Here is a 22,131-nt window from a genome sequence, read left to right as displayed (position 1 = left end):
TTGATTACTTCAGAACATGTTCATTTTATCGGTATCGGCGGCTACGGGATGAGCGCGATTGCTCGGGTCATGCTGGAGATGGGTTATACCGTGACTGGCTCAGATGTGGCATCACAAGAGCTGACAGAAAAATTGGCGGCAAAAGGCGCAAAAATATATATCGGACACACCCCTGAACATATTGCAGGTGCGGATATCGTCGTCTATTCAACGGCATTGTCTCGCGACAATGTGGAGCGGGTGGCAGCAGAAGAATTGAATATTCCAACGCTGCACCGTTCACAGATGCTGGCTCGCTTGCTTAACGAACGTAAGGGAGTAGCTGTTGCAGGAGCGCACGGTAAAACCACAACCTCTTCGATGATTGCTTTGGTTATGGAGAGATGTAATGTCGATCCAACGTATATCATTGGCGGTGAAATCACGAATTTGGGTACGAATGCCAAAGCGGGTAAAAGCGAGTTTGTTGTTGCCGAGGCAGATGAGAGCGATGGCTCTTTTCTTCAATATCATCCGTGGCAAGGTATCGTAACCAACATCGAGGCAGATCATTTGGAAAATTACGATGGCGACTTTAATCGTCTGAAAAGTGCCTACGTACAGTTTTTGAGTCAAATACGGCCAGATGGTGCTGCTATTGTATGTGCAGATGATCAGAACATCCGCGAGATGATACCGCAGCTTCAAACTCGGGTCATTACCTACGGAGTGGAGCATGAAGCAGATTATATGGCGACAGATATCCAATTAGGCGACCGTCGATTAAGCTTTACCATGAGCCGGAAAGGGACAGAGCTCGGAACGATCGAATTGTCTGTGCCAGGTAGACATAACATGTACAATGCAATGGCGACTGTGATTTCATGCCTGGAAGCAGGAATTCCATTCGATCAAATTGCAGCGTCGATTCTGGAATTTCACGGAGCCAAGCGTCGTTTTCAAGTGCTGGGTGAAAGCAATGACATTCTGGTTATTGATGACTATGCGCATCATCCAACAGAGATTGAGGCTACGATTAGTGCAGCGAGAGCGACAGGCAAGCGTATTATTGCTGTGTTCCAGCCGCAACGCTACAGCCGTACCTTTTTCCTGCTGGATGCGTTCAGCCGTGCGTTTAGTGAAGCCAATGAAGTCATTATTACCGACATTTACTCACCAGCAGGAGAAAAACAAATTGAAGGCGTGCATTCTTCCAAGCTTGTAGATTTGATCGTCCAAAACAGCAATGCCAATGCAATCTACCTGCCGACCAAAGAAGCTGTGATCGAGGAGTTGAAAGATCGGTTACAGCCTGGTGATCTTGTGCTGACGATGGGTGCAGGAGACATCTGGAAAGCGGGCGACGCGTTAGCGCGCCATCTTCGCGGACAGCAAGCGTAATAAGTGCAATATGTTAAGTTATACCGATGAATTACAATATACAAAGGTATTCCGAACATTGAATATGTTTCGGGATACCTTTTTTTGTATTGCTGGAGGCATATTTTCTCAGCTTGACTCATACAACAAACTATGAGGAAGTATGGGACAAGGAGGGAGTGCATCCGTGAACAAGGCCAAGATGACATTCCGATTCGATCAACAGCTGCCAGAGACAAGCCAGGAGGAAAAGCTGCAGGTGCTTCCGTACAAAAACGGGCCAGTTGCAAGCGAACGGCTTGAAGCGATTAGAGATACGGGATTACATCAAAATGAGAAACAGCTTCATACGCAAGAACCAAAACCTGGTGAACCTGAGAGTGAGTATAAACGTATTACAACCCGACGTTTTGCTTCGTCGTTGAGAGTACAGGATGGATGGGATGACCCTTTTGGCCGTTCAGCGGCTTCCTGGTCAGATGCAGACGTTCTGCCAGATGGCCGGGAAGAGGGTGAAGATGAGGAAACTTATCGTTATGGTCAAGAATACCGGAGGCGTCCGCCTCACCCCTCCAGATGGAAGCTGATCGGCTCAGTAGCCAGTGCACTGGTGACTGGAGGGATGTTTGGATATATCATGCTGCTGCTGTTTAACGGAGGCGGAGTGGTCCCGGGATCAGAGTCCTCAGCAGAGCAGGCTGTACCAGTCTTTAATGAATCTGTTAACACAGGTACACCGTCCGCAAAAGAGAATTCTAACCCCGTCAATGTCGTAGCGACTCAAGTGCCTCCACAAACCTATTATTTGCTGCAGTACGGGGTTTTCAGCACTCCAGAACGGGCCTTGCAAGCCAAAGAAGAACTGTTGAAGGCAGGCATTGCTGCCGGAGGGGATGCCGAGGACCAAAATCGGGTTTATGCAGGAATATCACCAGACAGGGAGCAGGCCAAGCTGCTCAGCAATCAATTGAAGACGCAAGGCGTCGAACTGTATGTTCGTGAGCTTCAATTGCCTGGATTGGAAAAAGCAGCTTATGGAGGCGAAGGCGAAAAGCTCACTGCCTTTTTTCAGTTAAGCAGCACATTAGTAAGCAAGTTGAGCGGACTTAGCTCATCTCTGCTCGGAGATGGCGGTCCAACTGCGGTACCCGTCTCTGAAATGAAGGAGCTGAATGATCTGCATCAGGAGTGGACGCAAAATATCGCTGCACTTCCCACCGGTCTTCCGAAGGAAGCTGCTGCCTCTGCGGCATCACTGGAAAAGGCGATGAACAGTGCAGTCTCTGCACTTGGTGAATATAACAAGAATACTGCAAAGGAGCACATTTGGGAGATTCAGTCCTCAATGATGGAATATGTTTTGCGTGAGAATGAATTTATCCAATTCATAAAACAATAGACTAACCATATTTTCCGGCACGGAACTGGAAATAGTTCCCCATGCCGGATTTCTGTTTGTATTGCAGTACAAATCACCGTATAATAATGAAGGTGTCAAAAAATGGCGAGGGAAGATCAGGATGAAAAAAAATGTAGGAATGCTTATACTGTTTTTGTTGCTCGGTTGGCTTTTGGGTGCATGGATTGCCAAGGCCCTTCAATCGTTCAAAGTCCTTTCCTTTCTGACCCACCCCACTACGATATCCTGGTCGCCGAGAGCGGATCTGGATATTATCAGTTACAACATAACGATAAATTTTGAATTGAGCCTGCTTAGTCTGATCGGCATCATCGCCGCGTTCTGGCTGTATCGCAGGCTCTAACTGATGAAAAGGAGCTTCCCTTATGGACGGGAAAATTACGCCCCGCATTATTCTGGCATCGACTTCACCAAGAAGGAAGGAATTGCTCGCGTTTTTGAGACTCCCCTTTGAGGTGATGCCAAGTCATGCGGATGAGAGCACGCCTGAGAGCTGGACGCCTCAGCAAATTGTGGAGACCCTTGCGGTACGTAAAGCCGAAGCGGTCGTGAACGTTGCCGCTCAGTCCGAAGAAGCTGGACTGGTGATTGGGAGTGATACCATTGTCGTGCTGGATGGTTTGGTATTGGGCAAACCTGCTGATCATGCGGACGCTGTTCGTATGCTGACTGCATTGCAGGGAAGAACACACCTTGTGTACACCGGGGTGGCCTGTTTACATACCGTAACCGGCAAAACGCTTGTCAGACATCGCCAAACGAAGGTTACAATGAAACCTTTGAGCCATGAGCAAATTGTGGCATATGTGAATACAGGCGAACCGTCTGACAAAGCAGGAGCGTACGGCATTCAGGGTATGGGTGCTACGCTGGTGGAGTCAATTCAGGGTTGTTATTTTAACGTCGTAGGATTGCCGCTTTCCCTGTTGTCGGACATGCTGTCCGATTTTGGAGTGAATGTGTTGCGTCCTTAAAGGGGATAAACATATGTTGGAGTCGCCGATACCGATGCTTCGCGACCTCCCCCATGAAGAACGACCAAGAGAGCGCATGATGACATATGGGGCTGAGGCCTTGAGCAACGCGGAGTTGCTGGCAATATTGCTGCGTACAGGAACACAAAATGAGTCGTCGGTGCATTTAGCGCAGCGTATTTTGCAGCAGGCGGGGAACTTGCGTCAGCTGGTGGATATGAGTCTGAGTGAACTGACCCAGATTAAGGGCATTGGAAATGCTAAAGCGATACAGCTAAAAGCGGGTATCGAACTGGGGCGCAGATTAGCATTGTCCCGCCATTTGGAGACCCCCGTGATCAGTTGCCCGCGGGATGTGGCAGATCTGCTGTTTGAACAGCTTCGCTATTTGCAGAAAGAGCATTTTGTATGCCTGTTCCTAAATACTAAAAATCATGTCATTGCCCAGGAGACACTATCTATGGGCAGCCTGAATTCTGCCATCGTGCATCCTCGTGAAGTGTTTCGGGCGGCAATCAAATGCAGTAGCGCTTCGATTATTTGCGCTCATAACCATCCGAGTGGTGATCCGAAGCCAAGCCCGGAGGATGTCCAGTTGACCCGCCGCTTGATGGATGCGGGCAGCATTGTGGGTATCGACGTGCTCGATCATATTGTGATCGGGGACGGGACCTTTGTAAGTTTGAAGGAGCAAGGTCTGATATAATATAATATTTAAATCAAACATTTAAAACACGACCGGCTAAGCCGGCCTGAATAAACCGTTTATACATGGATAACAGATTTCAGGGAAGAGAAAAGGAGATTACATCATGCTGGGTGGCTTTACAAAAGATTTGGGAATTGACTTGGGGACGGCAAATACGCTGGTATACGTAAGAGGAAAAGGAATTGTGGTTCGTGAACCATCTGTAGTCGCTTTGCGTACAGATACAAAAACCATTGAAGCTGTGGGTGAATCCGCGAAAAAAATGATTGGTCGCACACCGGGGAATATCCGTGCGATTCGTCCGATGAAGGATGGCGTCATTGCTGACTTTGATACGACAGCAACGATGATCAAATATTTTATCCGTCAGGCGCAAGCTCAACGTTCATTGTTTCCACGTCATCCAAACGTGATGGTTTGTGTGCCTTCAGGCATTACTGCGGTGGAGCAGCGTGCGGTTGAAGATGCGACAAAGCAAGCAGGCGCGCGGGAAGCGTACACGATTGAGGAGCCGTTTGCAGCTGCCATTGGCGCTGATCTTCCTGTGTGGGAGCCTACAGGCAGTATGGTTGTCGATATTGGTGGAGGTACAACCGAGGTTGCAGTCATTTCCTTGGGCGGCATTGTAACAAGCCGTTCTGTGCGTGTGGCTGGTGATGAAATGGATGAGTCCATCATCCAGTATGTGAAACGTCAATATAACCTGATGATTGGTGAGCGGACTTCAGAGCAGTTGAAAATGGAAGTTGGTTCCGCTATGCCATTAGAGCAGGTAGAGACATCGGAAATCCGCGGACGCGACCTGGTGACAGGTTTGCCGAAGACCATTACGATTACATCCGATGAAATTAGCGAAGCGTTGTCGGATACAGTGAATGCGATTGTGGATGCGGTCAAAGTAACACTGGAAAAATGTCCTCCCGAGTTAGCGGCAGACATTATGGACAGAGGAATTGTACTGACTGGCGGTGGGGCACTTTTGCGTAACCTGGACAAGCTGCTGGCGAGTGAAACCGGAATGCCAGTGATCGTAGCGGAAAATCCTCTGGACTGTGTAGCGATTGGTACGGGCAGAGCACTTGAAAATATCCATTTGTTCAAATCGCGGAGCAGTTCTGCCGTCCGTTCCAAACGTTGAATCGGGGGTGTAGGAACTGTTTAAGCTGTTTGGCAATAAAAGACTATTTATTCTATTGATCGGAATCGTTCTGTTTATTGCCCTTATGGGGATTACACTTGGACAGAGAAGTTCCTTAACCTGGCCGGAGAAGTTCGCCAGAGATTCAATTGGCTTTGTGCAAGGTATCTTTTACAGGCCCGCTTCAGCAATAGCGGGCTTCTTTGAAGATATCGGAAATATGCGGAGCATCTATAAAGAAAACGAACGTTTGAAAATTGCGGTGGCACAGCTTACTACCGAGCAAATTCAAACCCGCAATTATAAAGAGACTAACGTCAGATTGCAGAACGAATTGCAGTTTACTCAGCAACAAAAGGCGAAAAATAATTATGATTGGCGTGTCGCCCAGGTTAACAGCGTGAGTAATGATTCCAAAACGCTCGTGATTGATATCGGATCAAAGGATGGAGCGCGAGTCGGCCAGGAGGTAAGGTCTCTGGAAGGCTTTGTAGGAGTTATTAGCAGAACAGCAAATTTCACCTCTACAGTAACATTGCTGACTACTTTGGATCCTAAAAATCCAAACTCTTATGCGATAGCGGCTACCGCACTAGGGAAAGAACAAACATTCGGCATGGTGGAAAGCTATGATCCAGTCACCAATACGTTTCAAATGACAAAAATTTCGGAAAATGACTCCATTGCCAAGGGGGATCAGATTATTACGTCAGGTGGAGGCGGGAAATTCCGCAAAAACCTGCTGATCGGCACGGTCGAAAAAATTCAGATCGGGGAGTTTGGCCAAACACGGACAGCGATTATTAAACCGGCAGCCAGCTTTGTGGATTGGAAGGAACTGTTCGTTCTGTACACTCCTGAGGTACCGGAATAATGAAGATGCGCGGTCAGGTTTTAATACTGCTGCTGTTTGTACTGTTTATAGCTGAAGGAACGATTCTTCCGTGGCTTCTTCCCGATAGCTGGCATTCAAGGATGGTTCCTAATCTCGTGTATGTCGTAATCTTGTTTGTATCTGTGTATTACAGCCGCCATACCGCATTAGTGCTGGGAATTGTATTTGGACTTATTCATGATGTAGTCTATTACGGGTTTATCATCGGGCCCTACTCTTTTGCAATGGGATTGTCTGCATACTTATTGGGACTTGTTTTTACAGCCAGGCGTGCACCGATGCCCATTATGATGGCAGTTGTGTTGATTGGAAGCTTTTTGCTGGACTCTATGCTTTTTGCCATTGATCAGCTATTCCAGCTGAACCATCAGACTTTCGACTGGGCGCTAGCACAGTATATGATTCCTGATTTATTTATCCATTTTCTGTTTGCCCTCATTATTTATGTACCCGTTCGCAAGCAATTGCAGCGTTTGGGTACCCGTGTGAAAAAAGAAGAGACTGTCTAGGTCTTTTTACACACATTTTGTCCGGGTTAGCAGGGATTTGACGTCCCGGGGACGAAATGATTGAAATAGGAGGGACAGGCTAATGGCAGTGAAATCGAATCATGTCACGATTAAAGGCATCAAAGACGGCCTGGTATTCCTGCTGGACGATCAATGCGAGTTTGAGGATTTGCTAGGTGAGCTGCGTTTTAAGCTGGAGCACAGTCATCAAAATATTTTAACAGGCCCGATCATTCATGTGGATATTAAGCTGGGAAGCCGGGAAGTGACAGAGGAACAAAAGGAAAGTATTCTGGAGATTTTGAAGCAGAAGGGGAATCTGCTCATACGGTCAATAGAATCTCCCGGGCTGCCTGTGGAAGTGCAGGGGAAGCCTCCTATTCATACGGTGACAGGGATTATCCGGTCAGGTCAAGTGCTTCATCATAACGGGAATTTACTCTTTTTAGGAGATGTTAACCCGGGCGGAATTATAACATGTACCGGTGATATCTATGTCCTCGGCGCTCTGCGAGGCATGGCGCACGCAGGGATGGAGGGTAACAGCGAAGCGATTATCGCGGCCTCCTATTTTGCACCGACACAACTGCGAATTTCCGAAATGATCAGCCGTCCACCAGACGAATGGGAGACACGTGAATCCGGCATGGAGTTTGCGTATCTCAAGGATGGCGCTATGCAAATAGATAAAATGAGCAATATCGTGCGTCTGGGCCGCGATTTTAACGTGTTCAAAGGGGTGTAGCACATGGGAGAGGCTATCGTCGTCACTTCAGGAAAAGGCGGCGTCGGTAAAACGACGACGTCAGCCAATATAGGGACAGCGCTTGCACTGCTCGGTAAAAAGGTGTGTCTGGTGGATACCGATATCGGTTTGCGTAATCTGGACGTGGTAATGGGTCTGGAAAATCGGATTATTTATGATCTGGTTGATGTAGCCGAAGGTCGTTGCCGTTTAAACCAGGCTTTGGTCAAGGATAAGCGCTTTGAGGAGCTTTATATGCTGCCTGCCGCTCAAACTAAAGACAAGAGTGCTGTTACGCCTGAGCAGGTTAAGGATATTATATTGGAGCTTAAAAAGGATTTTGAATATATATTGATTGACTGCCCTGCGGGTATTGAGCAAGGCTTCAAAAATGCCATAGCCGGGGCGGATCAGGCCATTGTTGTAACGACTCCTGAAAATGCTGCCGTACGCGATGCTGATCGGGTAATTGGTTTGCTGGAAAGCTCACATGTACTTTCACCCAAGCTGGTGGTTAACCGCATTCGTAACAGCATGGTTAAATCCGGGGATATGTTAGATATTGATGGGATTTTACAAGTGCTTAGCATTGATCTCATTGGGATTGTGCCGGACGATGAAATGGTAATCAAATCCGCCAACACAGGAGAACCTACTGTCATGAATCCAGATTCACAAGCAGCGATTGCCTACCGCAACATTGCGAGACGGATTTTGGGCGATACGGTGCCCCTTATGCAGATGGATCAGAAGAAAAGCGTGATGACACGCTTTAAGAAATTTTTTGGTATGGGTGGATGAAGCAAACAACTGAACACTTAAATAAGTAGTGACCTTATTTAAGTGTTTTTTGCTTTGTCTTGCTATCTTCATGTACCCCATGCGTCCGGTGGATTTACGCCGGTTTTTTTGGCTTTTCGGAGCGCAATCTCGAACCGGACAACATAAGTTGAAGCCCGTCCTCATAAGATGTATCAAACATACCTCGCTGAGGGGGCTGAACAGGATGCATAAAAATTCCGGAATCAAGCAGCGCAGAGAAGAACGGATACAGCAGCTAATCGCGGGAGGCCAATCTGAACCATATTCCTCTGGTGTATATCAGGACAGGTACGGGAATAGAGAAATGAAGTCAATGCCCGTAATCAGTGCAAATCGGCCCAGAGACCCGGAAACCGAATGGAAAAATGAGCAGCAACGCTGGCGTCAATCTTTTGGAGAGAATCGCAGTCCGTCTTTTTGGACTTCTTTTTGGCGCAGATCAATAATGGCAACTGTGTTATTTGGAATGGTGTGGGGATTGTTTCGTTGGGATATTCCCTATGCGGTGAATTTGAAAATGTTTATCGCAGATTCCTTGAATAAGGATATGGATTTTGCAGCCGCCAGACAATGGTATGGAACTTATTTTGACGGTGCCCCTTCCTTTTTGCCGATTTTTGGCGAGGAGACTGCGACGCACAAGGTGAATGCGGGCCGAAAGGCTTTTCCGCCGATTGAAGGTAATATAACACAGCCGTTTGCACTAAGCCTTAAAGGGGTGGAAATTACGCCGAATGTTACCAGCAACGGGGTAGTCGCTGTTAAATGTATAGATGCAGGACGTGTAATGGACATTTTGAATCATCCCAAAAGTGGAACTACAATTACAATTCGTCACACTGGTGGTATTACTGCAACATACGGAAGGCTTTCCCGCTCTACCCTAAAGGTGAACGACTGGGTTCAGGAGGGGGATGAGGTTGGTGTACTTCCAGCAAGCCATAGCGCCAATGAGGCGGTGACTCTGTTTTTTGCATTGCAGAAGGGGGATCAGTATATTGATCCGACGGAAGTGGTAGCTCTTGATTAATGTCCGGGGTGTGACCTTATCACTGCATCCACTGTTTGTACTGGTCATGCTGACTTCTGTGTTGACTGGACATTTTATTGAGATTATGACCTTGTTTACACTCGTATTTATCCATGAGCTGGGTCATGCGACAGCCGCTTCGTTGTTGGGGGCGCGAGTACTTTCCATACAGATGCTACCCTTTGGAGGAGTGGCGGTCATTGAGGATCAGGGGAAGCTTAATGCGTGGAAGGAAATCGTCATAGCGCTGGCTGGACCCCTGCAAAATGGAATCATGATCATCATCCTTTTATGGTTCAGAAATGTGAGCGGGGCTGAGCATGATTATGTAAATTATATTATTCAAGGGAATGCAGTTATTGCACTGTTCAATTTGCTGCCGATTTTGCCGCTAGATGGTGGGAAAATACTGCAGGCGTTGATCAGCTTGTCTCTTTCATATCATCGTACATTAGTGTGGACTTTTCGGGCCAGCATCGTGACGAGCTTGCTATTTTGCATGTATGGAATTTCTCCACTGTTAAGACAAAATGGACCTGTGCATTTAAATCTGCTGGCGGTAGGGATTTTTTTGCTTTATTCTAATATTGTGGATTATCGTAATATTCCTTACCGTTTTATACGTTTTTTGCTGGGGAGGGACGAGCTTTTTTACCGCGAAGCAGCTAAGGGAAGTATTGCCTTACCCATTGTATCCCTGCCAGTGAAACATTTGGAGCCTGTTTTGCGTCTTTTTAGAAGAGATCGGTATCATATGGTTTACGTTATGAATGAACAGGGACGGATTTTAGCCGTACTGCCGGAGCAGCGCCTTATTCGCTCTTATTTTGCGGCACGTCCACCAGATGGTGAGGAACCAAAGCTTAAATAAATGTTTTAGGAGCTAAGGAAGAGGCTGTATCCAGAGAGGTTGAAAAACCATGAAGCAAATGATTGTACAGTGCCAGCAGCAGATGACCCAAATGGCGCTGTTGGAAGATGGACGATTGGTTGAATATGCGGCAGAGCTGCCACGAAAACGGGGGATTTTAGGTTCTTTCTTCAAAGCGAGGGTAGTCAATGTGCTGCCGGGTATGCAAGCCGCTTTTGTTGACATTGGACAACGAAAAAATGCTTTTTTATATGTGGATGACGTACTTCATGCCCATTTGGACAAGCAGCCGCGGGTAAAGCCATCCATCTCTGAACTGTTAAAGGTGGGTCAGGAAATTGTAGTACAGGTATTAAAAGAGGCTGTTGGTAGCAAGGGAGCCAGAGTGACGACTCATTTTTCACTTCCGGGCCGCTGGATCGTATACATGCCCCGTGCCGACTATGTGGCTGTATCCAAGAAAATCGAGCGTGAGGGAGAGCGTACCCGTTTGAAAGCAATGGGGGAGCAACTGCGCACGGGTGAGGAAGGGATCATTATCCGTACCGTTTCGGAGGAAATGAGTATAGAGGCGATTGAAAATGATCTGGACCAACTACGTCAGCAGTGGGCGCTCATTCAGCGTAAAGCTGGTGAATGCTCCGCTCCATGTGAACTACACAGGGATTTGAGCATCGTTCAACGCTTGATTCGGGATGTGTTTACCCCGGAACAGGATGAGCTGGTCATTGACAGCGAGGAACAAGCGAAGGATGCGGAAATCATGCTGCAACAGATTGGTCCGGCGAAGGCTCATGTGAGCATATTCCGTAGTGCAGAAGAAACGATCTTTAACGCCTATGGTATCAACGAGCAACTGGAACGTGATTTTGCACGAAAAGTATGGCTTCAGGGCGGCGGATACATTGTCATTGATCATACGGAGGCATTGACCGTTATCGATGTGAATACCGGAAAGTTTACGGGCGGCAGCAATCTGGAAGAGACGGTGACCCGTACTAATATCGAAGCAGCCGAAGAGATTGCCCGGCTGGTGCGTGTACGTGATATTGGTGGTATTATCATCATTGATTTTATTGACATGGAGCAAGAGGAGAACCGTCGGGAAGTATCCTCTGTTCTGGAGGCCAGACTAAAGAAGGATCGGACCAAATCATATGTTGTGGGCTGGACGCGGCTAGGTCTTCTGGAAATGACCCGTAAAAAGGTGCGTGAGGAAAAGACGCTTGTATAGAGCAATCTGTAAATCAAAATCATTTCAAAACTAGAGGTTGAACGTGAATGAAGCTTGTGCTATAATCGCTTAGTATGTGTGATGCGTAAGTTTGGCTGCACATGCTGTAACCGCTCCAATCAGGTACTGAAGTGCAGTATCCTTCGGGAATCTGTCACCTGCTATTAGGCGAGTCTGAGAAATAAGGAGGTGCAAGCAAATGTACGCAATTATCGAAACAGGTGGTAAGCAATACAAAGTTCAAGAGGGCGACATATTGTTCATCGAGAAGTTGGAAGCGAACGATGGTGAAACTGTAACGTTCGACCGTGTTCTGGCAGTGTCTGGCGACAATGGCTTGGCAGCAGGTACACCGCTTCTTTCCGGAGCTTCTGTAACAGCTAAAGTTGAGAAGCACGGTAAAGGTCAAAAGGTCATTGTATACAAATACAAACCTAAAAAGAACTACCATGTGAAGCAAGGTCATCGTCAACCGTACACGAAAGTGACGATTGAAAAAATCCAAGCGTAAGAGGGTGCGATAAGTGATTATCGTACGCATTACACGACTGGAGGATGGCAGCATACAAGGGTTTTCTATTAAAGGCCATGCGAATTACGCCAAGTCTGGCGAGGATATCGTATGTGCTGGTGTTTCAGCGGTAACTGTAGGAACTGTCAATTCGATCGGAGCTCTTACGGACGTTGAAATGGAAACTGAAATGGAAAATGGCTTTTTGAGCGCGCATTTTCCCCCTGAAAGTCATCATGTTACAAACGCACAGGTTCAACTGCTGCTGGAGTCCATGGTGATCATGCTGACAAGCATTGCTGAATCATATGGTAAGTATATTCAAATAGAAAATAAACAAAGAAGGAGGTAGACATCATGTTGAAATTGACATTGGATCTTCAATTGTTCGCATCGAAAAAAGGTGTAGGTTCCACGAAAAACGGACGTGACAGCAGATCGAAACGTCTTGGCGTGAAACGTGCTGACGGTCAAGCAGTTACCGGCGGTAGCATCCTGGTTCGTCAACGCGGAACGAAAATTCACCCGGGCACGAATGTGGGCATCGGTAAGGACGACACTCTGTTCGCGAAAGTGGACGGCGTTGTGAAGTTCGAACGTTGGGGCCGTGATCGTAAAAAGGTGAGCATCTACCCGATTGACGCTGCTCCAGTAGCAGCTACTGTAGAAGCTTAATAGCGGCTTAGACACGCTGAAAAGCCTCCGGCACTTTTGTCGGAGGCTTTTTTGTATGATGGTAATGAACTGGAAAGTCAGTCTGTGCTATACTGGATTAAGGTTCTTTAATAATCCATTTAATTATGGCAGAACGGAGAGAAGCCATGTTCCAGCGGATAAGAGCGCCTTATTTGGCGTTGGGTTCCATTCTGATTCCTTTGGTTTTTTCACTGCTCTATCCTGAAGGTTTAACGATTATCATATTAGCTGTATGGTCTGTTGCTGCTGCTTGTTTTGGTATGTGGTATACACATAGACAGGCTGAGAATGAACGTAAAGCTGCTTTGCGTTCGTTGGAGCGTACAGCTATCGCAACGCTTAACCATCATCGACATGACTGGATGAATGACCTGCAGGTGCTTTATGGCTATATTCGTATGAATAAGCATGATAAATCAGCTGATTATGTGGAAACAATAAAAGAGCGCGTGGCCGAAGACAGTAAAATATCCAAGCTGGGTATTCCTTCACTGGTATTTTATTTGCAGTCTTTTCGTGTGAACGCCGGGAATTTACAGTTGTCGGTACAGGTTGAGGAGCATTTAAAGTTGGACGCTGTCATGTCTCCCGAAGACGGCGAGTCGCTTGCTTCGGCTGTCATAGAAACGGTGCGTGCATATCAATACGGCGGTGGCCGGTCGTCCTGGGGAGAAGTGCGCAGATTGACACTATTTTTCGGTATGGATCAGAATGATGTTATTGTCCGCTTTGAAGGAAGTGAAATACCTGTCGATTCGAATTTTTTAAAGCAGGTCAGATCCGTACGCGGAAGTGAACGCATTCGAACAGAGAAGCTCCCTACAGGCGAAATGCTTCAAATTCGGATGGAGTGCCAGATATAAGGAAGGTGTAACCATGTTTGTAGATAAAGCGAAGATTTTTGTTAAAGGCGGAGACGGTGGAGACGGCTTAATTGCGTTTCGCCGTGAAAAATATGTTCCTGAAGGAGGTCCGGGTGGTGGCGACGGAGGGAACGGGGGAGACGTGATTTTCCGTGTAGATGAAGGATTGCGTACCTTGATGGATTTTCGATACCAACGGCATTTTAAAGCCCAGCGTGGCGTAAAGGGTCGCAACAAATCTCAACATGGAGCTAATGCGGAGCATATGATTGTACGCATACCACCGGGAACAGTCATCACCGATGATGATACGGGTGAAGTATTGGCAGATATGACACGCCATGGACAACAGGTTGTCGTAGCAAAAGGAGGGCGCGGAGGACGCGGAAATATTCGTTTTGCTACGCCTAGTAATCCAGCGCCTGAGCTGGCTGAGAACGGTGGAGAGGGACAAGAACGTTATATTACCCTTGAACTAAAGGTGATGGCTGACGTAGGTTTGGTCGGCTTCCCTAGCGTAGGGAAATCTACATTGCTGTCAGTCGTATCCTCTGCAAAACCAAAGATTGGCGCTTACCACTTTACAACGATTACCCCGAATTTGGGCGTCGTGGATGTGGGTGATCATCGTAACTTTGTGATGGCTGATCTGCCCGGGTTGATTGAAGGAGCCCATGAAGGTATTGGGCTGGGGCATGAATTTCTGCGACACATTGAGCGGACACGCATTATTATTCATGTCGTGGATATGGCAGGCTCTGAGGGACGCGATCCATTTGAAGATTGGACTAAAATTAACGACGAATTAAAGCAATACAATGCAAACTTGGCGGAGCGTCCACAAATTGTGGCGGCGAATAAAATGGATATGCCGGAAGCGGAAGAAAACCTGGCACAATTCAAAGAGCAGATCGCTGCTGTGCGTCCGGACCTGGAAATTATGCCTATTTCCTCGCTGACACGCCAAGGCATCAAAGAACTGCTTTATCGGGCTGCTGATTTGCTGGATCAAATACCGGACGAGCCGGTCGTTGAGGAAGTAGCAGAAGTGAATGAACGTAAGGTATTTAAGCTGGATGCGGCAGAAGACGAAGGCTTTACGATTGTACGTGAGAACGACACATTTGTCGTGCATAGCCCTAAAATTGAGCGCATGATGAAACGCATGCAGCTGAATTCGCACGATGCCATTTTGAAATTGGCAAGAACGCTGCGCCACATGGGTGTGGATGCCGAATTGCGTAAGCGCGGTGCCACAGATGGTACATCTGTACGGATCGCTGATTTCGAGTTCGAATTCGTGGAAGGCAGCAGCTACTACTAAAAATGAAATAATAGTCTGAGATGGACGGTTACTGTACTATAGGGATTTCTATAGATGGCAGTAGCCGTTTTTTGTATGGATAGCTTGCCGATTTTCAGGAGTTCCGATATAATGTCCTCTATACAAAAACATAAGTCTTTGAGGAGAGGACGTTCGTGAAAGAGCGCTATTACTTGGTACGGGAAGATATTTTGCCTGAAGCGATTGTGAAGACAATACAGGTTAAGCTGCTGCTAGCTTCAGGAGATGTTAAAACCGTGCATGAGGCCGTAGAACAAGTAGGGCTAAGCCGGAGCGCCTTTTATAAATATAAAGATGGCATTCACTTGGTTAACCAACTGGAGCGTGAGCGAATTGTCAATATTTCCATTGATTTGGAACATCAATCCGGCATGCTGTCCAGGGTGCTTGGCAGGGTGGCAGATTACGGGGGCAATGTGCTGACCATCCAGCAGAGCATTCCGCTGCAAGGTAGAGCCAACGTAGTCATCTCGGTGGAAATGTCCAGACTCAGTGAGGAACTGGGTGTTCTGCTGGAAGGCTTGGAGACCATCTCTGGCGTCAAACGTGTCCGCCTGATCGGGCAAGGTTAGGGCATACCGCCCATTAGATAAAAGTTAGCAGGAGGGGAATGGATGAAACCGGTCAAAGTAGGATTGTTGGGTTTAGGTACGGTAGGAACGGGAGTTGTTCGAATCGTAGAAGGAAATCAGGAAGATTTGAGCAGACAAGTTGGTTCACCTATCATTATTGAAAAAATAGCTGTAAAAAATGTAGACAAATATCGCTCCATTGAAGTGGATGGTGCTAAGCTTACGGAGGATCCATGGGAAGTCATTCGTGATCCTGACATTGATATCATTATCGAAGTCATGGGAGGCGTTGATCAGACCAAGGAGTACATTCTGGAAGCGCTGGAGCGAGGCAAGCACATCGTAACAGCCAATAAGGACTTAATGGCTTTACATGGCTCCGAAGTATTAGCTAAGGCGCAGGAAAAGCAATGTGATGTTTTTTATGAAGCCAGCGTAGCAGGCGGGATTCCGATCATTCGTACGTTAATTGAAGGTTTTTCCTCCGATCGTATCACCCGTATTATGGGAATTGTGAACGGTACGACAAACTTCATTTTAACTAAAATGAGCCAGGAGGGGGCCTCATATGAGAAGGTCCTCAAGGAAGCGCAGGAGCTTGGATACGCTGAAGCCGATCCAACCTCAGATGTAGAGGGACTGGATGCCGCTCGTAAAATGGCTATTCTCGGCACGCTTGGTTTCCGTTCTGATGTAGAACTCAAGGATGTAAGTGTCAGCGGTATTTCGAAGGTGACCAGTGAGGATATCGCTTTTGCCAAAAAGCTAGGATATGAAATGAAATTGCTTGGCATTGCAGAGCGTCAGGGCGATGAATTTACGATCAACGTTCAGCCGACGATGGTACGCAAGCAGCATCCATTGGCTTCGGTGAACGGAGTATTCAACGCAGTATATGTGCATGGTGAAGCAGTGGGTGAAACGATGTTTTATGGTGCGGGTGCAGGCGAAATGCCGACGGCTACATCGGTTGTGGCTGATTTGGTAGCTGTTGTGAAAAACCTCAAACTCGGCGTGAATGGTCTTAAAGCAATCGTACCTTACAACCCCAAAAAAATCAGCAATGACGAAGATGTATATTTCAAAAATTTCGTGCTGCTGCATGTGGATGATAAAGCTGGGGTATTGGCACGGATTACGCAGGTATTTGCTGAATTCAACGTCAGTCTGGCATCTGTTGTACAGCAACCGAATGAGGCTAATCCCGATGCAGAAATTATTATTGTAACGCATTTGGCCAGCAAGGCGAGTATGAAAAAGGTTTTGGAGCATTTTGAAACGTTGGACGTAATTCGCCGCATCAAAAGTGTATATCGGGTAGAAGGGTAGTCAATAAAAGCAGGAGGAATTGTCTGTATGACCGTTTTGAAAACAGCAAGGGTGCGTGTGCCTGCGAGTACCGCCAACCTGGGCCCCGGTTTTGATACATTGGGCATGGCGTTGTCCTTATATGCATGGATTGAACTGAAAGAGGCCGAACAGACGACTTTCCATCTGTACGGAGATGAAATGAATGGTGTTCCACAAGATAAAACAAATCTGATTTACAAGGTAGCACAAATGGTTTTTCGAGAAGCTGGCGTAGCTGTTCCTGAGCTGGATATTTCGATGTACTCGGATATTCCGCTTACCCGTGGCTTGGGCAGCAGCGCTTCTGCCATTATAGGCGCCCTAGTGGCCGCCAATACGCTGATAGGCTCGCCTCTGTCGGATTCCAAGCTGTTTGACATGGCGAGCGCTATTGAAAAGCATCCAGACAATGTCGGAGCCTCTCTATTTGGCGGCATTATTACTGCCGTGTGGAATGGTAAGCATGCCAAACACTTACGGATTGAGCCGGATGCTAATCTGGAGGTTATGGTAGTTATTCCAGAGTTTCAATTGTCTACGTCCAAGGCCAGAGAGGTGCTGCCCGAGCATGTATCCTTGAAGGATGCTGTATACAATGTAAGTCATGCTTCGATGCTTGTAGCAGCATTGGCATCGGGCCGAACCGAGTTGATCGCTGAAGCGATGAGTGATCGGCTTCATCAGCCTTACCGCGCAGCGCTTGTACCGGGGATGACAGAGATCCTGCAGGATGCGCATCATCATGGTGCTTTGGGCGTGGCTCTCAGCGGGGCTGGACCGACACTCCTGGCGTTGACCGATCGTCGGGAAAATCGGAAAGCGGAGCTGGTACAGTATTTAACGGATACGATGAGTAAACAGGGGATCAATGCCTCCGTGTTAAAATTGCGTCCGGAGAGTGAAGGCGTTAAAGTATATACGGAAGGGAATACACTTTCTTTTATGGATATGATAAAAGGGGAACGTATGAAATGAAACGAATTGCACTTCTTCCTGAGGGGACTGTTTCTCATGAGGCGATTAAGTATTTGCTAGGAGATACGCCCTGTGAATTACTATTTTATAAGCACATAGCAGACGTGTTTCAGGCAGTAGACAAGGGGGAAGCAGACTACAGTGTCATTCCCATTGAGAATACGATTGATGGTTCTGTTAGTTTGCATATGGACTGGCTTGTACATGAAGTAGACATTCAGATGCAAGCGGAATGGATATATCCTTCCATTCAAAACCTTATTGGACATCGCAGTGAATTTACCAATGACCGGGGCGAGCTGGATTTGAGCAAAGTGGTCAAAATTATGTCTCATCCCGTAGCGCTCCCCCAGTGTAAGGGGTTCATACAGGCTTCCGCTCCTCAAGCTGATTTGGAGAGTGCAGGAAGTACGGCGGAAGCTGTCGAAATTGTTAAGCATAACCCTGGTAAAGGCTGGACCGCTCTCGGAACCAAGCTTGCGGCTGCCAAACACGGATTGGATATTTTGGCCAGTAAGGTGACGGATCACAACAACAACTTTACCCGTTTTGTCCTGATCGGCCATCAACCTATGAGTCTCCCGCGTACCCCTGATGGACAGCGGACCAGTATTCTGGTTACACCGCCGCAGGATTTTCCAGGAGCACTGCATCAGGTGTTATCCGCGTTTGCATGGCGCAGGTTGAATCTGTCCCGTATCGAATCACGTCCAACCAAAAAGCAATTGGGCAACTATTATTTTTACATTGAAATTTTGGAGTCTCTGCATTCCGTTCTGCTCCCGGCAGCCTTTGCAGAGATTGAGGCTTTGGGGTGCCAGGTACGTATTCTTGGCTCCTATCCAAGCTACAAGTATGTTGAAGCAGCGATCGAACTTATGTAAAGGAACAATAATCGGAGGTGTGGTTTTAATGGCAGAACAATGGATTTATCTGGATGGGCAGCATGTGACGAAGGAAAACGCAAAGGTTTCTGTATATGATCATGGTTTCTTGTACGGAGACGGTATATTTGAAGGAATCCGTATCTATAACGGCAATATTTTTAAGTGCAAAGAGCACTTGGACCGTCTGTATGATTCTGCGAAATCCATTCAGTTGAACATTCCGTTATCTCAGGATGAAATGCTGGAAGCGATGGCTGAAACGATTCGCCTTAACGAAATGCGTAACGGATATATTCGCCTGATTGTATCTCGTGGTGCGGGGAATTTGGGACTTGATCCTCTTCGTTGTGCGAAGGCAAGTGTCATTATAATCGTGGAGCAGCTCGCCATTTATCCGGAGGAAGCTTACTTGACCGGCCTGAAAACGATCTCTGTCTCCCAGCGTCGTAATATCCCAGATGCTTTGAATCCGAAGATTAAATCGTTGAACTATCTCAACAATATCCTGGTGAAGATTCAATCTAACTATGCTGGTGTGGGCGAGGCTATTATGCTCAATTCCCAAGGCTATGTGACAGAAGGCTCCGCGGACAACATTTTCATTGTCAAAAACGGAGTGCTTTATACACCGCCTTGCTATTTGGGAGCACTTGAGGGGATAACCCGTAATGCTATCATTGATTTGTGCGCCGAGCTTGGATATACGCTCAAAGAGCAACCTTTTACATTGCATGATGTATATGTGGCGGATGAGGTCTTTTTTACAGGAACTGCAGCGGAAGTGATTGCAGCTTATGAAGTGGATGGTCGTACGATTGGTTCCGGTGTTGCTGGTCCAGTGACTTTAGAGCTGCTGGCCGAGTTCCGGAAAATCGTGGATCAGGACGGCTATAAAGTGTGGCAGGACTAAAATAAACAGTGAATCCTTTTGACAGGATGCTCGCGAGAGTATTCGGTTGAAAGGATTTTTTTGTTTGTATGGGGTCATTCGCCCGGGAGGTGCATAGGATGTAATAACAGAAGCCGGGCGTTTATCCCGCCCAAACGAAAGCTAGGAGGTTTGTGACCTGTGAAAATACACATCGTCAAAAAAGGTGACACCCTGTACTTGCTGGCACAGAAGTATAATGTGGCACTGGAGAAAGTTATTGCTGCCAATCCCCAATTGGCTGACCCTAATCAGCTGAGCATTGGCGAGAAAATCAAAATCCCGACAGATCCTGTTACGATGGAAACACAACCGTCAACGGTGTATCAGCACAAGGTTAAGCAAGGAGACACCTTGTGGAAGTTGTCCAAAGCCTGGAATGTACCGCTTAAGCTAATTATTGACGCCAATTCCCAGCTTAAGAACCCCAACGCTCTTTTGGTTGGAGAAACAGTTAACATCCCACACTACAAAGAAGAAGCCTCTGACCCTGTGGAAAATAAAAAAAATACCGCAGTTAAACCAGAGACGACGCAGCCTAAACCTGAGTCTCCGTCCGAGTCACCAACCAAGCAAGAACTTACCCAACCTAAGGAGGAGTCGAATCAGCCTAAACCAGAGAACATCCCTAGTCCTAAAGAACAGATGACGCAGCCGAAAGAAACAGAGAATCCTCCTAAGCTTCCCGAATTAAAACTACCGGAAGTTCCCATGGTACCGGTGAATCCTGCTCCGCCTCAAATACAGCCCATAGTTAACCAACCGGCTCCGCCTCAACTGCAACCTATAGTTACTCAACCGATTGCACCCAAACCACAGCTTCCAGTAAATGTGGAGAAGAAGCAACCCGTAGCTGAAAAGTTTTGTGGTTGCACAAGCTCGAAGTCGATGATAAATTCTCCATGGACAGTACAGCAGTCGACATTTGATTACAGCCCACAAATAAATACCATGCCGAACTCGTGGTATCCGGGTATTGGGTCTCCTCTACCTTGGGGGAATGCTTCTGTAAATACCTCTTTTGCAGAAAATGCCTCTCCTTCTGTAGCTCCAATTCAGGGCTATCATCATGACTGCGAGCATCCATGGAGTTGGGGAGCTATGCAAACAGCGCCTATAAATGCCCATCCAACACCTTATCCTGCCTATTCAGATTGCTGCATCCCCGGATATTATCCGAGTCATGAAGCGTCTGAAAATACATCCTATCCTGTCTATCCGCCATTTATCCATCAAGGTTACTCACAGCATCCTGAGGGTGCAGTTCAGGGCAGTCAGTGGGGCCATGAATGGGGAGGCCCTCAATATGGTTTGCCCGCAGGTGGATACGTGTCCGACTATAGCCAGTTACAAGGACAACAGTCAGCGAATTCTCCCTATCATCCATTCGCACATGGGAATGCACCTGTGTACCCACTAGAGGGATATACGACACCCTACATGTTTATGCCGGACTGTGGTCGCAGGGAAGGGAATACGGAGTCTGTAACATTACAGGGAGTGCAGGACAGTGCTAACAATCTGACTGTTTCCTCTCCGAATGAAGCTGATTCTTCCACTAGACCAAAAGACGGTAACGCGCGTAAAGGTAAAACGAAAGTCGAATCTAGCAGTACAGCCAAAGAAGAAAAATCCCAAGCTAAGATTTCGGGAAATAATAGTACTACAACGAAGCGAAAAAAACGTAAGCTGACAACAGCAGCATCTCGTTCTTCATCCTATAACACCAGCTCGCGTAAAAACCCATGGATTAGGGACTGATAAAAACCTAAATAAAAGAGATGGGAAACTGCTTAGTAGAGGTACAGTTTATCAATAGCAAAACCTAAAAGGGTGATATTGGAGACTATTATTCTGCTTATAGGGAATGATGGTCTCTTTATTTAAATCCAGTTAGTTGTTGATATGAAAAAAAGGTATTGCTAATTAGGATGTTTATGTGGTATATTCTTATAGCTTTCTTTTACGAGATGGTAAGCAACACAATCCAAGAAGAATGCTTAAAAAACTTCTTGAAAAAAAGTGTTGCAAAGATTTAAAAAACATGATATATTATTTAAGTCGCCGCTGAGACGCGGTGGTGAAACGAAGTAAGGACGAAGGCAAGTTATGATGCAGGTTTGATCTTTGAAAACTGAACAACGAGTGAGTAATGATTTTGTTCGCAAAATCAATAATGAGATATTTTATCTCGTCAGATTCAACATGAGCTAATCGCTCTTTCTATAACCAACCTCGGTTGGTCTTTAATGGAGAGTTTGATCCTGGCTCAGGACGAACGCTGGCGGCGTGCCTAAT

Annotated in this window: 24 protein-coding genes and 1 other annotated feature; all 24 genes read left to right on the top strand. The window is 46.9% G+C overall.

What is annotated here, in order from left to right; all coding sequences use genetic code 11:
- The 24 genes from murC (at position 1) to BAZ21_RS10955 (ending at position 21,594) form a co-directional block, all read left to right on the top strand.
- On the top strand, positions 1-1,380 hold the full coding sequence (murC, locus tag BAZ21_RS11070) for a UDP-N-acetylmuramate--L-alanine ligase (protein ID WP_068500894.1): 1,380 nt from the start codon (positions 1-3) through the stop codon (positions 1,378-1,380).
- A 166-nt stretch (positions 1,381-1,546) separates the two neighbouring features.
- Entirely contained in the window at positions 1,547-2,758 is a 1,212-nt protein-coding gene (locus tag BAZ21_RS11065) for an SPOR domain-containing protein (RefSeq protein WP_068500035.1), read from the top strand.
- Positions 2,759-2,879: 121 nt separating this feature from the next.
- Complete coding sequence (locus BAZ21_RS11060) at positions 2,880-3,122, top strand: DUF4321 domain-containing protein (protein ID WP_007431701.1); 243 nt, start codon at positions 2,880-2,882, stop codon at positions 3,120-3,122.
- Between the two features lie 22 nt (positions 3,123-3,144).
- A complete protein-coding gene (locus BAZ21_RS11055; RefSeq protein ID WP_068500032.1) occupies positions 3,145-3,753 on the top strand; it encodes a Maf family protein in 609 nt (202 codons plus the stop codon).
- Positions 3,754-3,766: 13 nt separating this feature from the next.
- Positions 3,767-4,459 (top strand): RadC family protein, encoded by a 693-nt coding sequence (gene radC / locus BAZ21_RS11050; protein WP_010348094.1) that lies wholly within the window; start codon positions 3,767-3,769, stop codon positions 4,457-4,459.
- A gap of 106 nt (positions 4,460-4,565) precedes the next feature.
- Positions 4,566-5,600, top strand: a complete 1,035-nt coding sequence (locus BAZ21_RS11045; RefSeq protein ID WP_007431698.1) for a rod shape-determining protein — start codon at positions 4,566-4,568, stop codon at positions 5,598-5,600.
- A gap of 55 nt (positions 5,601-5,655) precedes the next feature.
- Positions 5,656-6,474, top strand: a complete 819-nt coding sequence (gene mreC, locus BAZ21_RS11040; protein WP_068500029.1) for a rod shape-determining protein MreC — start codon at positions 5,656-5,658, stop codon at positions 6,472-6,474.
- Positions 6,474-7,004: a rod shape-determining protein MreD gene (gene mreD, locus BAZ21_RS11035; protein WP_068500026.1), complete on the top strand. Its 531-nt coding sequence runs from the start codon at positions 6,474-6,476 to the stop codon at positions 7,002-7,004. Before mreC ends, mreD begins: the two co-directional genes overlap by 1 nt.
- Before the next feature lie 82 nt (positions 7,005-7,086).
- Positions 7,087-7,749, top strand: coding sequence for a septum site-determining protein MinC (minC, locus tag BAZ21_RS11030; protein WP_010348098.1), 663 nt, complete (start codon positions 7,087-7,089; stop codon positions 7,747-7,749).
- A gap of 3 nt (positions 7,750-7,752) precedes the next feature.
- Positions 7,753-8,550: a septum site-determining protein MinD gene (minD, locus tag BAZ21_RS11025; RefSeq protein ID WP_068500024.1), complete on the top strand. Its 798-nt coding sequence runs from the start codon at positions 7,753-7,755 to the stop codon at positions 8,548-8,550.
- A gap of 205 nt (positions 8,551-8,755) precedes the next feature.
- Positions 8,756-9,601, top strand: coding sequence for a M23 family metallopeptidase (locus BAZ21_RS11020; RefSeq protein ID WP_068500020.1), 846 nt, complete (start codon positions 8,756-8,758; stop codon positions 9,599-9,601).
- Positions 9,594-10,472, top strand: coding sequence for a M50 family metallopeptidase (locus tag BAZ21_RS11015; RefSeq protein WP_068500017.1), 879 nt, complete (start codon positions 9,594-9,596; stop codon positions 10,470-10,472). Before BAZ21_RS11020 ends, BAZ21_RS11015 begins: the two co-directional genes overlap by 8 nt.
- Before the next feature lie 49 nt (positions 10,473-10,521).
- Complete coding sequence (locus BAZ21_RS11010) at positions 10,522-11,706, top strand: Rne/Rng family ribonuclease (RefSeq protein ID WP_068500014.1); 1,185 nt, start codon at positions 10,522-10,524, stop codon at positions 11,704-11,706.
- A gap of 98 nt (positions 11,707-11,804) precedes the next feature.
- Positions 11,805-11,892: a sequence feature (ribosomal protein L21 leader region), on the top strand.
- A 13-nt stretch (positions 11,893-11,905) separates the two neighbouring features.
- A complete protein-coding gene (rplU, locus tag BAZ21_RS11005) occupies positions 11,906-12,217 on the top strand; it encodes a 50S ribosomal protein L21 (RefSeq protein WP_068500012.1) in 312 nt (103 codons plus the stop codon).
- A 13-nt stretch (positions 12,218-12,230) separates the two neighbouring features.
- Positions 12,231-12,569, top strand: coding sequence for a ribosomal-processing cysteine protease Prp (locus BAZ21_RS11000; protein WP_010348102.1), 339 nt, complete (start codon positions 12,231-12,233; stop codon positions 12,567-12,569).
- A gap of 5 nt (positions 12,570-12,574) precedes the next feature.
- A complete protein-coding gene (gene rpmA / locus BAZ21_RS10995; RefSeq protein ID WP_068500009.1) occupies positions 12,575-12,892 on the top strand; it encodes a 50S ribosomal protein L27 in 318 nt (105 codons plus the stop codon).
- A gap of 146 nt (positions 12,893-13,038) precedes the next feature.
- On the top strand, positions 13,039-13,776 hold the full coding sequence (locus BAZ21_RS10990) for a Spo0B domain-containing protein (protein ID WP_068500007.1): 738 nt from the start codon (positions 13,039-13,041) through the stop codon (positions 13,774-13,776).
- Between the two features lie 13 nt (positions 13,777-13,789).
- Entirely contained in the window at positions 13,790-15,100 is a 1,311-nt protein-coding gene (obgE, locus tag BAZ21_RS10985) for a GTPase ObgE (protein ID WP_068500004.1), read from the top strand.
- Between the two features lie 155 nt (positions 15,101-15,255).
- Positions 15,256-15,693 (top strand): ACT domain-containing protein, encoded by a 438-nt coding sequence (locus tag BAZ21_RS10980; RefSeq protein WP_068499999.1) that lies wholly within the window; start codon positions 15,256-15,258, stop codon positions 15,691-15,693.
- Between the two features lie 42 nt (positions 15,694-15,735).
- Positions 15,736-17,022, top strand: a complete 1,287-nt coding sequence (locus BAZ21_RS10975; RefSeq protein WP_068499998.1) for a homoserine dehydrogenase — start codon at positions 15,736-15,738, stop codon at positions 17,020-17,022.
- A gap of 27 nt (positions 17,023-17,049) precedes the next feature.
- On the top strand, positions 17,050-18,018 hold the full coding sequence (thrB, locus tag BAZ21_RS10970; RefSeq protein WP_068499995.1) for a homoserine kinase: 969 nt from the start codon (positions 17,050-17,052) through the stop codon (positions 18,016-18,018).
- Positions 18,015-18,902, top strand: a complete 888-nt coding sequence (pheA, locus tag BAZ21_RS10965; RefSeq protein ID WP_068499992.1) for a prephenate dehydratase — start codon at positions 18,015-18,017, stop codon at positions 18,900-18,902. Before thrB ends, pheA begins: the two co-directional genes overlap by 4 nt.
- Positions 18,903-18,930: 28 nt before the next feature.
- A complete protein-coding gene (gene ilvE / locus BAZ21_RS10960) occupies positions 18,931-19,815 on the top strand; it encodes a branched-chain-amino-acid transaminase (protein ID WP_068499990.1) in 885 nt (294 codons plus the stop codon).
- Positions 19,816-19,974: 159 nt separating this feature from the next.
- On the top strand, positions 19,975-21,594 hold the full coding sequence (locus BAZ21_RS10955) for a LysM peptidoglycan-binding domain-containing protein (protein ID WP_068499988.1): 1,620 nt from the start codon (positions 19,975-19,977) through the stop codon (positions 21,592-21,594).
- The last annotated feature ends 537 nt before the right edge of the window (positions 21,595-22,131 follow it).

The sequence above is a fragment of the Paenibacillus kribbensis genome (assembly GCF_001705305.1).
Classification (GTDB): domain Bacteria; phylum Bacillota; class Bacilli; order Paenibacillales; family Paenibacillaceae; genus Paenibacillus; species Paenibacillus kribbensis_B.
Note: the sequence above shows the minus strand (reverse complement) of the source record. Positions and strands in the feature narration are given on the sequence as shown.

Bases quoted from the DNA above. Each gene is read 5' to 3' on its own strand.
- BAZ21_RS10990 (WP_068500007.1), top strand. From the start codon at position 13,039: ATGTTCCAGCGGATAAGAGCGCCTTATTTGGCGTTGGGTTCCATTCTG.
- ilvE (WP_068499990.1), top strand. From the start codon at position 18,931: ATGGCAGAACAATGGATTTATCTGGATGGGCAGCATGTGACGAAGGAA.
- BAZ21_RS10975 (WP_068499998.1), top strand. From the start codon at position 15,736: ATGAAACCGGTCAAAGTAGGATTGTTGGGTTTAGGTACGGTAGGAACG.
- rpmA (WP_068500009.1), top strand. From the start codon at position 12,575: ATGTTGAAATTGACATTGGATCTTCAATTGTTCGCATCGAAAAAAGGT.
- BAZ21_RS11020 (WP_068500020.1), top strand. From the start codon at position 8,756: ATGCATAAAAATTCCGGAATCAAGCAGCGCAGAGAAGAACGGATACAG.
- BAZ21_RS11045 (WP_007431698.1), top strand. From the start codon at position 4,566: ATGCTGGGTGGCTTTACAAAAGATTTGGGAATTGACTTGGGGACGGCA.
- BAZ21_RS11010 (WP_068500014.1), top strand. From the start codon at position 10,522: ATGAAGCAAATGATTGTACAGTGCCAGCAGCAGATGACCCAAATGGCG.
- rplU (WP_068500012.1), top strand. From the start codon at position 11,906: ATGTACGCAATTATCGAAACAGGTGGTAAGCAATACAAAGTTCAAGAG.
- minC (WP_010348098.1), top strand. From the start codon at position 7,087: ATGGCAGTGAAATCGAATCATGTCACGATTAAAGGCATCAAAGACGGC.
- minD (WP_068500024.1), top strand. From the start codon at position 7,753: ATGGGAGAGGCTATCGTCGTCACTTCAGGAAAAGGCGGCGTCGGTAAA.
- mreD (WP_068500026.1), top strand. From the start codon at position 6,474: ATGAAGATGCGCGGTCAGGTTTTAATACTGCTGCTGTTTGTACTGTTT.
- thrB (WP_068499995.1), top strand. From the start codon at position 17,050: ATGACCGTTTTGAAAACAGCAAGGGTGCGTGTGCCTGCGAGTACCGCC.
- obgE (WP_068500004.1), top strand. From the start codon at position 13,790: ATGTTTGTAGATAAAGCGAAGATTTTTGTTAAAGGCGGAGACGGTGGA.
- BAZ21_RS11055 (WP_068500032.1), top strand. From the start codon at position 3,145: ATGGACGGGAAAATTACGCCCCGCATTATTCTGGCATCGACTTCACCA.
- radC (WP_010348094.1), top strand. From the start codon at position 3,767: ATGTTGGAGTCGCCGATACCGATGCTTCGCGACCTCCCCCATGAAGAA.
- BAZ21_RS11060 (WP_007431701.1), top strand. From the start codon at position 2,880: ATGAAAAAAAATGTAGGAATGCTTATACTGTTTTTGTTGCTCGGTTGG.
- pheA (WP_068499992.1), top strand. From the start codon at position 18,015: ATGAAACGAATTGCACTTCTTCCTGAGGGGACTGTTTCTCATGAGGCG.